The following is a 13,296-nucleotide window of genomic DNA, read 5'->3' on the forward strand; positions in this document are numbered from 1 at the left end:
ATGAGAAAGGACAATGAATATGTCAGTAATAACTTCTAATCCGTGGTTAATGGTATTAGCGATATTTGTAGTTAATGTTGCATATGTATCATTTTTAACAATGCGAACAATATTGACGTTAAAAGGTTATCGATATGTTGCTGCTGTCGTTAGTTTTTTAGAAGTCTTAGTTTATGTTGTCGGTCTAGGGATGGTAATGTCAAGTTTAGACCAAATTCAAAATATTATTGCTTACGCTTTTGGTTTTTCAATCGGTATTATTGTAGGGATGAAGATAGAAGAAAAATTGGCTCTCGGCTATACTGTCGTCAATGTTACATCTTCAGAGTATGAATTAGATTTACCGCGACAATTGAGAGATTTAGGGTATGGTGTAACACACTATACTGCTTACGGTAGAGACGGTGACCGCTTAATTCTACAAATTTTAACGCCGAGACGATTTGAGTTTAAATTAATCGATACAATTAAACAAATAGACAATAAGGCTTTTATCGTAGCATATGAACCACGTACGATACATGGAGGCTTTTGGGCTAAAGGTCTTAAAAGTAAGAAACTTAAACAATATGATACGGATGAAGTTGAAAGTATATGAAAAAACAACAAAAATTCAAAGTAGAAGAAAACGAATCAATTCAGGATTGTTTACAGCGCATGCGTGAAGCAGGGTATATGCCGGTGAAACGTTTCGAAAAGCCTGTTTACAAAGAAAATAAAGACGGTAGTGTCGAAGTGCTAAGACAAGATATTGAATTTGTAGGTCGTTTAATGGAATCTTAAAATAATGATCGCATGGTGTTACCATGCGGTCTTTTTTTAAAGGATGAATTTAATTGAACTGAACAACAAGTTAAAAATTTTAAAAGAAAACCTAAAAGGTTTATACATTTGATAATAATTCTGTTAAACTAGTAGTGAAGAGATTAAACACGAACTTTAAACTCTATTTTTCATTAAATGTACATGTTTTTGGGTTTGTGAACTAAAACTTACGTAAGATAGGAGCTTATTTCAATGATTGAACGTTATTCAAGAGAAGAAATGTCAAATATTTGGACTGACCAAAACCGCTATGAAGCATGGTTAGAAGTGGAAATTCTAGCATGTGAAGCTTGGAGTAAATTAGGGGACATCCCGGAAGAAGATGTAAAGAAAATCCGTCAAAATGCAAAAGTGAATGTAGAACGTGCGCAAGAAATTGAGCAAGAAACACGTCATGACGTCGTTGCATTTACTAGACAAGTTTCAGAAACTTTAGGTGAAGAGCGTAAGTGGGTTCATTATGGTTTAACTTCAACAGATGTTGTAGATACTGCTTTGAGTTATGTAATTAAACAAGCAAATGACATTATTGAAAAAGATTTAGAGAGATTTATCGAAGTATTAGCACAAAAAGCAAAAGATTATAAATATACATTAATGATGGGGCGTACACATGGTGTTCATGCTGAACCTACTACATTTGGTGTGAAGATGGCACTTTGGTACACAGAAATGCAACGTAATTTAGAGCGTTTTAAACGTGTAAGAGAAGAAATTGAAGTTGGTAAAATGAGTGGAGCAGTTGGTACATTTGCAAATATTCCACCAGAAATTGAAGCATATGTATGTGAGCATTTAGGAATTGATACTGCACCGGTTTCTACTCAAACATTACAACGTGATAGACACGCTTATTATATTGCGACATTAGCCTTGATTGGCACTTCTTTGGAAAAATTCGCAGTAGAAATTCGTAATTTACAAAAAACTGAAACAAGAGAAGTTGAAGAAGCATTTGCTAAAGGTCAGAAGGGTTCTTCAGCAATGCCTCATAAACGTAATCCTATCGGTTCTGAAAACATTACAGGTATCGCACGTGTGATCAGAGGTTACGTTACAACAGCCTACGAAAATGTACCATTATGGCATGAACGAGATATTTCACATTCATCTGCTGAACGTATCATGTTACCGGATGTTACTATTGCACTAGATTACGCATTAAATCGATTCACAAATATCGTGGACAGATTAACAGTCTATGAAGATAATATGAAAGCAAATATTGATAAAACATTTGGTCTAATTTATTCACAACGTGTTTTATTAGCATTAATTAATAAAGGTATGGCACGTGAGGCAGCTTATGACAGTGTTCAACCTAAAGCAATGGAATCATGGCAAACTAAGACACCATTCAGAACTTTAATTGAACAAGACGATGCAATTACAAGTCAATTGTCAAAAGAAGAATTAGATGAATGTTTCAATCCTGAACATCATTTAAATCAAGTTGATACAATTTTTGAACGTGCAGGTTTAGTTTAAAAGTTAACTTAACTTGAATTTTTCAATAAAACTCGTTACACTTTAATGTGTTAGTACGTTAAAACGAGATTAAATTGAAAAATACAGGGGTTGTTTTTATGCAAATAGAAAAATTAAGAGGACAAGCATTGGACGAATTGTTTGATGCAATTTTAACGCTTGAAAATCGTGAAGAATGTTATCAATTTTTTGATGATTTATGTACCGTAAATGAATTACAGTCATTATCACAACGATTACAAGTAGCTAAAATGATTAAGCAAGGTTACACTTACGCAACTATTGAACAAGAATCAGGTGCTTCAACTGCTACAATTTCTCGAGTGAAGAGATCTTTACAGTGGGGGAACGATGCCTACACTGTTATTCTTGAACGCATGAATATTGAAACAGCCGACTAAATAATAATTAATTACTACCAACTATGTCATAGAACTTAGTTGGTAGTTTTTTTACTATAAAAATCTTTTTTATTGTGATAAATTTTGTTGTATGTAATATTGGGTGTTGACATAGTAAAGTGTAGCTTGTTAATTATTGTGCGTGTATATTGGGGGATAAATGATGTGATAAGCGTATGTTTTTATATGATGGAAGGGGTAATTTATGTTAAAGAAGTTGATGATTAGCAGTGTGATTTTTATTATAATTTGTTTGATTATTATCGTCTGGTTAATCATATCGGTTGTTAAGTCTTATAATAAAAATACAGAAGAAGCAATTACAATGATAAAGCCGACTCATGCGGTACCAATCATCACCAAAGCACAGGGCGTTACACGAGTGAATGGTCATGTCATTGTTAACAAACGATTTAGTCTACCACCAAACTATAAGCCAAAGGAAAATAAGCATGCGCGCCATCAGCTTGATAAATTATTAGAAAATGCTCAAAAGGATAACATGGATTTAAACTATGTCAGTGGCTATCGTAGTTATAATGAACAAAAGAAAGTAGTAGCAGCATATGAGAAAAAAGACGGTAAAATGACAGCAGAGCAATATACAGCGAAACCTGGTCATTCTGAACATCAAACTGGATTGGCATTTGATGTTGGTACTCATAGACCAATGAAAGATTTTCATAAAGACTTTCAAAATTCTAAAGAAGCACATTGGTTAGAACGTCATGTAGCTGAGTATGGTTTTATTATTCGTTATCCCAAGGGACAATCTAAACAAACTGGGTATGCTTATGAAGCATGGCATATTAGGTATGTTGGTAAAACATTAGCGAAAATAATCACAGATGAACATACTAATTTAGAACATTATTACGAAATACAATCAAAATAATAACTTAAGTTAATAGCGCTTGGATCATGAATTTCAATTTCAGAATAATAGCGCCAATACGTAATGATTAGTACCCTTCAAAATTGACACTGGAAAATGTTAACTTTGAAGGGAATTTTTTATGGCTAGCTGAAATCCTCCTCCAAAACCTATCAAACGACATACAATTTATAAAGTGTGGGATATTTATTACCCATTTTTGTTAAATAAAGAAAGGAATTATAATACCTTGTAACTATTAAAGAATGAGAAAAAGTGAATAAATACTACCTGCATTTAGTTAAATGGATGTTAACAAAAAAACTCGCTTATTGAGTCGCTCATTTTTAACATCATTTTAGAAACCACTGGCTAAAAATGATATAATACAATGTATGCTAAATAAAGGAGTAACATATCATGTATGACATAAAACAGTGGGAACATATTTTTAAATTAGACCCTGCAAAAACAATCTCAGATGAGGATTTGGAATCATTATGTATGTCAAACACTGACGCAATCATTATCGGAGGGACTGACAATGTTACAGAGGATAATGTAATCCAGTTAATGAGTCGTGTAAGACGTTATCCATTACCTTTAGCTTTAGAGGTTTCTAATGTTGAAAGTGTAATGCCAGGATTTGATTTTTATTTTATTCCAACCGTCTTAAATAGTAATGACGTTAAATTTCATAATGGCATATTATTAGAGGCTTTAAAGTCATTCGGTCATGTTATTGATTTCGATGAAGTCGTGTTTGAAGGTTATGTTGTGTTGAATCCTAAGAGTAAGGTTGCCGAATTGACTGATGCGAGCACAGATTTGTCAATTGAAGATATTGAAGCGTATGCTCAGATGATTAATGATATGTATAAGTTGCCTGTCATGTACATAGAATATAGTGGGACATATGGTAATAAAGATTATGTAAAAGCTGCAGCTGATATGTTAACTGAAACACAATTATTTTATGGTGGTGGTATTGACAGTTTAGAGGCTGCAAGAGAAATGGCAGCATATGCAGATACCATAATTGTCGGAGATGTTATATATACAGATATTAAACAAGCATTAAAAACAGTTAAAATAAAGGAGTCACATAAATGAATGCATTAGTTAGTAAGATGAATGATGAACAAAGCCAAGCAGTACGTACGACTGAAGGTCCATTGCTGATAATGGCAGGAGCAGGATCAGGTAAGACACGTGTATTAACACATCGTATAGCTTATTTGCTTGATGAAAAAGATGTGTCTCCATATAATGTGTTAGCAATAACGTTCACAAATAAAGCTGCAAGAGAAATGAAAGAACGTGTAGAGGCATTAGTTGGCGAAGAAGCGCAAGTAATTTGGATGTCAACATTCCATTCAATGTGCGTGAGAATATTAAGACGTGATGCTGATCGTATAGGTATTGAAAGAAACTTTACGATTATCGATCCAACAGATCAAAAGTCTGTCATTAAAGATGTATTGAAAAATGAAAATATCGATAGTAAAAAATTTGAACCAAGAATGTTTATCGGAGCAATCAGTAACCTTAAAAATGAATTGAAAACACCGGAAGATGCTCAAAACGAAGCTCAAGATTACCATTCACAAATGGTAGCTACAGTATATAAAGGTTATCAAAGACAACTTTCACGTAATGAGGCATTAGATTTTGATGATTTAATCATGGTAACAATTCGTTTATTTGAACGTGTGCCAGAGGTGTTAGATTATTATCAAAATAAATTCCAATACATTCATGTGGATGAGTATCAAGATACCAATAAGGCACAATATACGTTAGTTAATTTATTAGCAAGTAAATTTAAAAACTTATGTGTCGTAGGTGATTCAGACCAGTCTATTTATGGTTGGCGTGGTGCAGATATTCAAAATATTTTATCATTTGAAGAAGACTATCCAGAAGCAAAGACTATTTTCCTAGAGCAAAATTACCGTTCTACAAAAAATATTCTGAACGCAGCTAATGAGGTAATTAAACATAATTCTGAAAGAAAGCCGAAAGGACTTTGGACTGGTAATACTGATGGTGATAAGATTCATTATTATGAGGCTACGACAGAGCGTGATGAAGCGGAATATGTTGTTCGTGAAATGATGAAGCATCAACGCAATGGTAAGAAGTATCAAGATATGGCTATTTTATATCGTACAAATGCACAATCTCGTGTATTAGAGGAAACATTTATGAAATCGAATATTCCTTATACGATGGTTGGTGGTCAAAAGTTCTATGATCGTAAAGAAATTAAGGATCTATTAAGTTATTTACGTATTATTGCAAATAGTAATGATGACATCAGTTTACAACGTATTATTAATGTTCCTAAGAGAGGTATAGGTCCGTCATCAGTGGATAAGATACAAGCATACGCAAATCAAAATGATATTAGTATGTTTGATGCCTTAGCAGAGGTAGACTTTATTGGATTATCTAAGAAAGTGACACAAGAATGTGTTCAGTTTTATGAGGTAATGCAAAACTTAATAAAACAACAAGAATTCTTAGAAATTAGTGAAATTGTAGTCGAAGTGCTTGAAAAATCTGGGTATAGAGAAATGTTAGAACGTGAACAAACTTTAGAATCAAGAAGTCGTTTGGAAAATATTGATGAATTTATGTCTGTACCGAAAGATTATGAAGAAAATACACCACTTGAAGAACAATCATTAATTAATTTCTTGACGGACTTATCATTAGTTGCAGATATTGACGAAGCGCAAATCGAAGATGGTGTTACATTGATGACAATGCACTCTGCTAAAGGTTTGGAGTTTCCAATTGTCTTTATAATGGGTATGGAAGAATCACTGTTCCCACATATTAGAGCTATAAAAAGTGACGATGATCACGAAATGGAAGAAGAACGTAGAATATGCTACGTAGCCATTACAAGAGCAGAAGAGACATTATATATAACTCACGCAACTTCAAGAATGTTATTTGGGCGCCCACAATCTAACATGCCATCAAGGTTCCTAAGAGAGATTCCTGAAGATTTATTAGATAAAGTAAATCAATCTAAGCCAAGATCACAAACTACCAATGGATTTAAATCAGCGACGAAACAACCAGCAAAGCGTGGATATAGTAGACGCGCGACAACATCAAGTAATTCGCAATCAACTTCAGATTGGAAAGTTGGAGATAAAGTCATTCATAAATCTTGGGGTGAGGGTATGGTTAGTAATGTAAATGAAAAGAATGGTTCAGTAGAATTAGATATTATTTTCAAATCTCAAGGACCTAAACGATTACTCGCTCAATTTGCACCGATTGAAAAGAAAGGGGAATAACACTTGGCAGAGTTACAAACACGTGTAGAAACGTTACACAAATTATTAAACCAATATAGTTACGAATACTATGTACAAGATAACCCATCGGTACCCGATAGTGAATATGATAAATTATTACATGAATTAATCGACATTGAAGCAGAACATCCAGAATTGCGTTCACCAGATTCACCAACAGTAAGAGTTGGTGGATCGGCGCAATCTACATTTGAAAAGGTTGCACATGATACACCAATGTTGAGTTTAGGCAATGCATTCAATGAAGAAGATTTGCGCAAATTTGATCAGCGTATCAGGGACCTTATTGGTCCAGTTGAATATATGTGCGAATTGAAAATTGATGGATTAGCCGTTTCTCTTAAATATGAGAATGGTCGTTTCGTACAAGGCTTAACACGTGGCGATGGGACGATTGGTGAAGACATTACAGAAAATTTACGTACCATTCATGCGATACCATTAAAAATCAACGATACGCGAACTTTTGAAGTTCGTGGTGAGGCATACATGCCACGTCAATCATTTATTAATTTAAATGAAGAAAAGGAAAAAAATGATGAGCAACCATTTGCCAATCCACGAAATGCTGCAGCAGGTTCATTACGCCAATTAGATTCTAAATTAGCGGCCAAACGTAAATTGAGCGTATTTTTATATAGTGTCAATGACTTTACACAGTTTAATGCTGTTACACAAAGTGAAGCGTTAGATGAGTTAGATGAACTAGGATTTAAAACGAATCACGAACGCCAACGTGTAGAAACGATAGACGAAGTTTTACAATATATTGAAAAATGGACAGCACAGCGTGAGGATTTACCTTATGACATTGACGGTATAGTTATAAAGGTTAATGCTATTGACCAACAAGATGAATTAGGTTTTACTCAAAAATCGCCAAGATGGGCCATTGCGTATAAGTTTCCAGCTGAAGAAGTGATTACAAAGCTAAAAGATATTGAACTAAGTATTGGGCGAACTGGCGTAGTCACACCAACTGCAGTATTAGAACCTGTTAAAGTTGCAGGGACAACAGTATCACGTGCCTCGTTACATAATGAAGACTTAATACATGAAAAAGACATCAGAATTGGTGACAGTGTAATTATCAAAAAGGCTGGAGATATCATTCCGGAAGTTATAAAAAGTGTTATCGACAGAAGACCTGAAGATGCGACTGTTTATCACATGCCTACGCATTGTCCAAGTTGTGACCATGAACTTGTTCGTATTGAAGGAGAGGTAGCACTTAGATGTATCAATCCTAAATGTCAGGCACAATTGGTAGAAGGTATGATTCATTTTGTTTCTAGACAAGCAATGAATATTGATGGTTTAGGTACGAAAATTATTCAACAATTATATGAAAACGAAAAAATTAAAGATGTAGCAGACATTTTTTATCTAACGGCAGAAGACCTATTACCACTAGAGAGAATGGGTGAAAAGAAAGTCAATAATCTTTTAACTGCGATTGAAAATGCTAAATCTAATTCTCTAGAACAATTACTTTTTGGTTTAGGTATACGACATCTAGGGGTAAAGGCGAGTAGAGTTATTGCTGAAAAATATGGCTCTATCGATAAATTATTTGAAGTAACCGAGGAAGAATTTACCAGTATTCATGATATTGGTCATAAACTCGCTCAATCAGTGGTTACATATTTAGAAAATGAAGATATTCGTGCGCTAATTGATAAACTTAAAGCGAAAAATGTTAATATGCTTTACAAAGGTGTGAAAGTTTCTGAAGTGGAAGGTCACCCTGAGTTCAATGATAAAACAATTGTATTGACCGGTAAGTTACAACAGATGACTAGAAGTGAAGCTTCTAAATGGTTAGAAAATCATGGTGCTAAGGTGACAAGTAGTGTCACTAAGAGTACAGATTTAGTTATTGCTGGTGAAGATGCTGGTTCAAAATTAACAAAAGCTGAAAAGTTTGGTACTGAAGTCTGGTCAGAAGAAGAGTTTATGAATAAACAAAAAGAAATTGAGGGATAGAGGAGATCTGGCATGAAAAGAACGCTTATATTAATCATCTCGGCGATTTTTGTGTTGTCTGCATGTGGTAATGATGACAATGGCAACAACAAAAAACAACAAGCAACAAATGATCAACAAGAATCAGGCTCTGTAAAAGAAATTGCAACTGATAAAAATGTCCAAGGTAATAACTATAGAACCATTCTGCCGTTTAAAGAAAGTCAAGCTCGTGGTGTATTACAAGATAATATGGCAAATAGTTATAATGGTGAAGACTTTGAAGATGGCTTATTGGAATTAAGTAAAGAAGTATTCCCAACTGATGACTATATCTATCAAGATGGTCAGTACTTTGATAAGGATACAATTAATGCTTATCTACAACCCAAATATACTAAGAGTGAAGTAGATAAGATGGACGAAGATGAGCGCAAAGAAAAGAAAGCGAATGAAAATTTAGGTTTAAATCCTTCACATAAAGGTGAAAGTGATCCTGAAAAAATTGCCAAAAAATCACCGGCATATCTTTCTAATATTTTGGAACAAGATTTCTATGCGAGTGGAGATACAAAAGGTAAGAAAATAAAGGGTATGACTATTGGATTAGCGATGAATGGTACATATTACTATCAAAAGGAAAAAGATGGCGAAACATTTAGTAAAAAATTAGACGATAAAGAAATCAAAAAGCAAGGTCAACAAATGGCTAGTGAAATTCTATCAAGATTGAGAGAAAATAAAGAACTTAAGGATATTCCTATCCACTTTGCTATTTATAAGCAATCTGGTGAAAACTCTATTGTACCAGGTGAATTTATCAGTGGTACGACAGTAGAAGAAGGAAAAACACGTATCAATGAATGGAAAGATATTAAACAAAAAACAGTGTTACTACCTTCAAATGAAGCAGCTGATTTAGATGAAAATTTAAACACGAATTTCAAACAATTTAATGATAATTTGCAAAGTTATTTCAATAACTTCTCTCAAGCTGTTGGGACGGCTAAATTTGATAATAAAAAAGCGAAGCAATTGTCTGTTGATATTCCGATAGATTTCTATGGTAAAGCAGAAACAATTGGAATCACACAATATGTTACGGAACAAGCTGAAAAATATTTCGATAATATTGATGAATATGAGATTCACATTAAGGATGGAAATGATTCAAAAGCATTAATCAGCAAAACAAAAGATGATAAAGAGCCACAAGTTCATATTTATAAAAACAATAATTAAAAATTATGAGATTTAAATTCCAAATAAAGCACTCAGATGAATGAATTAAATTTATCTGAGTGCTTTATTTTTTTACATATTACGTATTGTTGGCTCGCTTTCCTAGGGGACAGCTTCAGCCTGTAGTCTTCCGCTCGTCCTGTTCCCTCAGGAGTCTCGCCAAAATACGTAGAAAACATTTGTGACATTTAAATTAGCATTCATTTAAATGCTTGAATTCAATTTGTCTTGCGCTTGTGTTGCTATATCAATCATTATATAAATAATACTTCAGCTGTTGGTTTATTATTCATATTACCTATTGTTGGCTCGCTTTCCTAGGGGACAGCTTCAGCCTATAGTCTTCCGCTCGTCCTGTTCCCTCAGGAGTCTCGCCAAAATACGTAGAAAACATTTGTGACTTTTAAATTAGCATTCATTTAAATGCTTGTATTCAATTTGTCTTGTTTATGTTGCTATATCAATCATTAAATAAATAATACTTCAGCTGTTGGTTTATTATTCATATTTCTTATTGTTGGCTCGCTTTCCTAGGGGACAGCTTCAGCCTATAGTCTTCCGCTCGTCCTGTTCCCTCAGGAGTCTCGCCAAAATACGTAGAAAACATTTGTGACTTTTAAATTAGCATTCATTTAAATGCTTGTATTCAATTTGTCTTGTTTATGTTGCTATATCAATCATTAAATAAATAATACTTCAGCTGTTGGTTTATTATTCATATTTCTTATTGTTGGCTCGCTTTCCTAGGGGACAGCTTCAGCCTGTAGTCTTCCGCTTGTCCTGTTCCCTCAGGAGTCTCGCCAAAATACGTCATTGCCAGATCTGAGGGTAGATTAAAATACTTTAAAAAAAGGCAATTCCTATATTATTTCAATAGAAATTGCCTTTTCATGTATCTAATATTTTAATATCTCAGACGTTATGTGATTTGTTAAAACTTTTTATTAATCTTTCAATATACGTTTCACTTCTGCGATATCATGATCTACAAAGTCTCCTGGCTTCTTAGTCATTTTACTAACGACATAAGTTACGATGACACTAGCTAAGAATCCTGGGATAATTTCATACATACCAAAAATTTCATTAATTTCAGCGAGTGGTTTAATCCACGCAATCCAAATGATAACAACGATTGCACCAACAATCATACCACTTAAAGCACCAGCTCTTGATAAACCTTTCCAATAAAGTGAGAAGATGACAAGTGGACTAAATGCTGCACCGAAACCTGCCCAAGCATTACCAACTAAGTTTAAGATCGTATCGTTTGGTGACCAAGCAATCCAAATTGCTACTATCGCCACAAGTAATACAGATAAACGACCGACCATTACAAATTCTTTTTCATGTGTCTTTGCTTTTTCTTCTCCACGAATTAATTTGTAAAAGTCCTCAGTTAAAGAACTAGAGGTAACGAGCAATTGTGAAGAAATGGTGCTCATAATTGCTGCTAAAATTGCTGCAAGCAAGAAACCACCAACTAATGGATGGAATAAGATTTGACTCATAATAATAAATAGAGTTTCAGGGTCTTCCATTTTAATGTTGCGTTCAGAAATGAAAGCAATACCTGTAAGTCCAACTGCTACGGCACCAAGTAAACCAACCACCATCCAGCTAATACCAAGGCGACGCGCTTTTGGTAACATTTTATGTGTTTTAATAGACATAAAACGCACAATGATATGTGGTTGTCCAAAGTAACCTAATCCCCATGCTAATAGTGAAATAATTCCTAACACTGTTGTCCCTTTAAATAAATTTAAATTCGTTGGTTTCATTTCGGCAACTTGTCTAAATGTATCTAAGCCACTTAATTCAATCAAAGCAACGATTGGTACCATAACCATAGCAATTAACATGATTACACCTTGGAAGAAGTCAGTGATGGATACTGCCATATAACCTCCAAAGAATGTATAAAAAATAACGATTGCAGCGACTAAAATTAAACCAAAGTGATAATTTAAGCCAAATGCGCTCTCGAATAATTTACCACCAGAAACAAAACCTGAATGAGTATATAAAGTAAAGAAGACGACGATAATTAAGCCAGAAATAATTTTAATATAATTTTTACGATCGTCTAATCTATTCTTGAAAAAATCAGGTAATGTGATAGCATCCCCAGCTATTTCTGTATAAACACGTAGTCTTGGTGCTACTACAAAGTAATTTATGTATGCACCTAGTGAAAGACCAATAGTGATCCACATTGCTGATAGACCGGTACTGTATACCGAACCAGGTAATCCCATTATCATCCAACCACTCATATCAGAGGCACCAGCAGATAAAGCTGTTACATAGGGCCCTATGCTTCTACCTCCGAGCATAAATTCACTCAAGTTACCAGTTGACTGTTTATAACCATAATAACCAATCACAAGTAAAATGAGGAAATAAACTACGATCATGATATATGTTTGCCAAGTTGCATGTACTTGACTGGCTAATGAAGAACCTAAAATCATCATGATGAACATCCCCCTTTGTCTATAAGTATATAATTGTGTTACATGAATTATTATACATTGAATTTAATTGTTAGAATAGTGGGAATTCAAATAAATTTTATAAAAATCTTTTTATCACAGTAAATTAAGCGCTTACAATATAATGGTGCAATTATATCCCATGTATAAAAAAGGGTGGTTTAATATGCAAAAAGTACATGCCAACTTTAATAAAATTATAAAAGAGTCAAGTTGCTTAAAATTATATTGTTGATTAAAATCACAAGGAAAGATAAAGATTTATAGACTAATTTACTGATAATAGTGAAAAACTTAGATTTTTAAGCGAAATTTTGGTACAATTTTGTAATGAATGAGTAAAAAGGAGGCTTTTAATTTAATGGCTAAAGTTACACGTGAAGAAGTTGAGCATATTGCAAACTTAGCTAGACTTCAAATTACTGAAGAAGAAACAACTGAAATGCAAGATACATTAGAAAGTATCTTAAATTTTGCCAACCAAATTGATACTGCAGATACAAGTGATATCGAACCAACATATCACGTTTTAGATTTACAAAATGTATTACGTGAAGATAAAGCAATCGAGGGTATTCCTCAAGAGCTTGCATTGAAAAATGCAAAAGACACTGAAGATGGTCAATTTAAAGTACCATCTATCATGAATGAGGAGGACGCGTAAG

Annotated in this window: 11 protein-coding genes; 10 read left to right on the forward strand and 1 reads right to left on the reverse strand. The window is 33.8% G+C overall.

Features of this window, described 5'->3' with window-relative positions; translation table 11 throughout:
* Positions 1–19: 19 nt before the first annotated feature.
* From JN168_RS04620 to JN168_RS04660, 9 genes are all read left to right on the forward strand, one after another.
* On the forward strand, positions 20–598 hold the full coding sequence (locus JN168_RS04620; RefSeq protein ID WP_042739205.1) for a DUF2179 domain-containing protein: 579 nt from the start codon (positions 20–22) through the stop codon (positions 596–598).
* Positions 595–783, forward strand: coding sequence for an NETI motif-containing protein (locus JN168_RS04625; protein WP_042739200.1), 189 nt, complete (start codon positions 595–597; stop codon positions 781–783). The genes JN168_RS04620 and JN168_RS04625 overlap by 4 nt, the downstream gene beginning before the upstream one ends.
* A 234-nt stretch (positions 784–1,017) precedes the next feature.
* Positions 1,018–2,313: an adenylosuccinate lyase gene (purB, locus tag JN168_RS04630; RefSeq protein WP_042739199.1), complete on the forward strand. Its 1,296-nt coding sequence runs from the start codon at positions 1,018–1,020 to the stop codon at positions 2,311–2,313.
* 98 nt (positions 2,314–2,411) lie between these two features.
* Positions 2,412–2,714, forward strand: a complete 303-nt coding sequence (locus JN168_RS04635; protein ID WP_042739198.1) for a YerC/YecD family TrpR-related protein — start codon at positions 2,412–2,414, stop codon at positions 2,712–2,714.
* A 205-nt stretch (positions 2,715–2,919) separates the two neighbouring features.
* Positions 2,920–3,609 carry a M15 family metallopeptidase gene (locus JN168_RS04640; RefSeq protein WP_107590085.1) on the forward strand — a complete coding sequence of 230 codons (690 nt, stop codon included), beginning with the start codon at positions 2,920–2,922 and terminating at the stop codon, positions 3,607–3,609.
* A 399-nt stretch (positions 3,610–4,008) separates the two neighbouring features.
* Positions 4,009–4,701 carry a heptaprenylglyceryl phosphate synthase gene (pcrB, locus tag JN168_RS04645; RefSeq protein WP_042739196.1) on the forward strand — a complete coding sequence of 231 codons (693 nt, stop codon included), beginning with the start codon at positions 4,009–4,011 and terminating at the stop codon, positions 4,699–4,701.
* Positions 4,698–6,905 carry a DNA helicase PcrA gene (gene pcrA, locus JN168_RS04650; protein ID WP_107526940.1) on the forward strand — a complete coding sequence of 736 codons (2,208 nt, stop codon included), beginning with the start codon at positions 4,698–4,700 and terminating at the stop codon, positions 6,903–6,905. Before pcrB ends, pcrA begins: the two co-directional genes overlap by 4 nt.
* 3 nt (positions 6,906–6,908) lie before the next feature.
* Positions 6,909–8,912, forward strand: a complete 2,004-nt coding sequence (ligA, locus tag JN168_RS04655) for an NAD-dependent DNA ligase LigA (RefSeq protein WP_107513112.1) — start codon at positions 6,909–6,911, stop codon at positions 8,910–8,912.
* Between the two features lie 12 nt (positions 8,913–8,924).
* Positions 8,925–10,133: a CamS family sex pheromone protein gene (locus JN168_RS04660; protein ID WP_042739193.1), complete on the forward strand. Its 1,209-nt coding sequence runs from the start codon at positions 8,925–8,927 to the stop codon at positions 10,131–10,133.
* Between the two features lie 944 nt (positions 10,134–11,077).
* Here the strand turns inward: JN168_RS04660 and putP are convergent.
* Entirely contained in the window at positions 11,078–12,613 is a 1,536-nt protein-coding gene (gene putP / locus JN168_RS04665) for a sodium/proline symporter PutP (RefSeq protein ID WP_042739192.1), read from the reverse strand.
* Positions 12,614–12,992: 379 nt separating this feature from the next.
* Here putP and gatC point away from each other — a divergent pair, with 379 nt between their 5' ends.
* Entirely contained in the window at positions 12,993–13,295 is a 303-nt protein-coding gene (gene gatC, locus JN168_RS04670; protein WP_042739191.1) for an Asp-tRNA(Asn)/Glu-tRNA(Gln) amidotransferase subunit GatC, read from the forward strand.
* The last annotated feature ends 1 nt before the right edge of the window (position 13,296 follow it).

It is taken from the genome of Staphylococcus gallinarum (genome assembly GCF_029774255.1).
Taxonomy (GTDB): domain Bacteria; phylum Bacillota; class Bacilli; order Staphylococcales; family Staphylococcaceae; genus Staphylococcus; species Staphylococcus gallinarum.

Coding starts and splice junctions, on each gene's coding strand:
- pcrB (WP_042739196.1), top strand. CDS start 4,009: ATGTATGACATAAAACAGTGGGAACATATTTTTAAATTAGACCCTGCA.
- JN168_RS04625 (WP_042739200.1), top strand. CDS start 595: ATGAAAAAACAACAAAAATTCAAAGTAGAAGAAAACGAATCAATTCAG.
- putP (WP_042739192.1), bottom strand. CDS start 12,613: ATGATGATTTTAGGTTCTTCATTAGCCAGTCAAGTACATGCAACTTGG.
- purB (WP_042739199.1), top strand. CDS start 1,018: ATGATTGAACGTTATTCAAGAGAAGAAATGTCAAATATTTGGACTGAC.
- JN168_RS04660 (WP_042739193.1), top strand. CDS start 8,925: ATGAAAAGAACGCTTATATTAATCATCTCGGCGATTTTTGTGTTGTCT.
- JN168_RS04635 (WP_042739198.1), top strand. CDS start 2,412: ATGCAAATAGAAAAATTAAGAGGACAAGCATTGGACGAATTGTTTGAT.
- gatC (WP_042739191.1), top strand. CDS start 12,993: ATGGCTAAAGTTACACGTGAAGAAGTTGAGCATATTGCAAACTTAGCT.
- JN168_RS04640 (WP_107590085.1), top strand. CDS start 2,920: ATGTTAAAGAAGTTGATGATTAGCAGTGTGATTTTTATTATAATTTGT.
- pcrA (WP_107526940.1), top strand. CDS start 4,698: ATGAATGCATTAGTTAGTAAGATGAATGATGAACAAAGCCAAGCAGTA.
- JN168_RS04620 (WP_042739205.1), top strand. CDS start 20: ATGTCAGTAATAACTTCTAATCCGTGGTTAATGGTATTAGCGATATTT.